The 1,764-nt window shown below is 72.6% G+C and carries 1 protein-coding gene and 1 pseudogene; both read left to right on the plus strand.

Annotation, left to right across the window (positions count from 1 at the left end; all coding sequences use genetic code 11):
* Window positions 1-479: pseudogene (locus tag LCD31_RS25925) on the plus strand (Crp/Fnr family transcriptional regulator); the annotation flags it as partial.
* Between the two features lie 15 nt (window positions 480-494).
* Window positions 495-1,526, plus strand: coding sequence for a family 2 encapsulin nanocompartment cargo protein polyprenyl transferase (locus LCD31_RS25930; RefSeq protein WP_224962277.1), 1,032 nt, complete (start codon window positions 495-497; stop codon window positions 1,524-1,526).
* Window positions 1,527-1,764: the final 238 nt, after the last annotated feature.

Below are 1,764 nucleotides of genomic sequence, written 5' to 3' on the forward strand. Positions count from 1 at the left end.
TCCACAACGCAGACCTCTCCCAACGCATCCACACCCGCACCGGCCCACCCACCCCCGACGACCTCGACGAACTCCTGTCGAGCCGGCGCAAGACCCGGCTGGTGCTGGCGCATCCGCGGGCCATCGCCGCGTTCCGGCGCGAGTGCAACCGGCGCGGGGTGCTCCCGGACGTGGTGGAGGTCGAAGGAACCCGGGTCACCGGGTGGCGCGGGGTGCCGATGCTGCCCAGCGACAAGATCCCGGTGTCCGAGGTGGGCACCACCTCGATCCTCGCCATGCGCACCGGCGCCGAGGACCACGGCGTCGTCGGCCTGCGGCAGACCGGCATCCCCGACGAGCACGAGCCCGGGCTGAACGTGCGGTTCATGGGGATGGACGAGCACGCCGTGGTGTCCTACCTGGTCAGCACCTACTACTCGGCGGCGGTGCTGGTCCCCGACGCGCTCGGCGTGCTCGAACACGTCGAGACCACCCGGTGAAGGAGATCGGCGCAGATGACCGCACATGTGGACGAGGCACGACGGACGGTGGCCGACACGCTGCGCACCGGCCGGGAGCTGCTGGACCCGGCGCTGCGCGCCGCGGTCGGTTCGCTGCCGGAGTCGATGCAGCGCATCGTCGGCCACCACTTCGGCTGGCGGGACGAGCACGGCGCGCCCGTCGACGAAGACCAGGGCAAAGCGATCCGGCCCACCCTGGTGCTGCTCGCCGGGCGGGCCGTCGGCGCCGACGCGCGGCAGGTGCTGCCCGCGGCGGTCGCCGTGGAGCTGGTGCACAACTTCTCGCTGCTGCACGACGACGTGATGGACGGTGACCTCACCCGGCGGCACCGGCCCACCGCGTGGCGGGTGTTCGGGTCCGGGCCGGCGATCCTCGCCGGGGACGCGCTGTTGACGCTCGCCGCCGACGTGCTCACCGGCAGCGGGCATCCGGCGGCGCTCGCCGGGTTGAAGGAGCTCAACGCCACCGTGCTCGACCTGGTGGACGGGCAGAGCTCCGACATGTCGTTCGAGCGGCGCGCCGATGTGGCGCTGCCCGAAGTCCTCACCATGGTCGGGGCGAAGACGGGGGCGCTGCTCGGGTGCAGCTGCGCGCTCGGCGCGTTCTTCGGCGGTGCCGGGCAGGAGCGGGTGGAGCACCTGCGGCGCTTCGGCTACCGGCTCGGCCTGGCGTTCCAGCTGGTCGACGACATCCTGGGCATCTGGGGGGATCCGGCGGTGACCGGGAAGCCGGTGCACTCCGACCTGCGGAACCGGAAGAAGTCGCTGCCGGTGGTGGCCGCGTTGAACTCCGGCACGGCCGCCGGTCGGGAGCTCACCGAGCTGTACTCCCGCGAGATGTCCGATGAGGACGCGGTGCGGGCCGCGCGGCTGGTGTCCGACTCCGGGGCCCGGGAGTGGAGCCGCGGCCACATCGCCACGTTGGAGGCCGAAGCGCTGCACCACCTGGACGCGGCCGCCCTCGAACCGGGGCCGGCTGCGGAGCTGGCGGCGCTGACGCGGATGTTGACGGGGCGCGAGTTCTGACCCCCGCCCGGCTACGGGAGTGAACGGACCGTTCGTCCGATCTGGTTGGGCGAACGGTCCGTTCACCCGTGTCTGAAGCCGCCTCCGGGTGGGGTTCGGTTCGCACTCGCGAGCCGATCACCTCGACCGCGGAACCGGGGGGGGGGGGCCGGGGGGGCGGACCCAGAACACCCAATAACCTTAATAGGCACGGACCCGGACCGGGGAGTCGATCGCAGGGGGTGTAGGGTCCCCCCCG

Source organism: Saccharopolyspora sp. 6M, assembly GCF_020176775.1.
In the GTDB taxonomy this organism is placed as follows: Bacteria; Actinomycetota; Actinomycetes; order Mycobacteriales; family Pseudonocardiaceae; genus Saccharopolyspora_C; species Saccharopolyspora_C gregorii.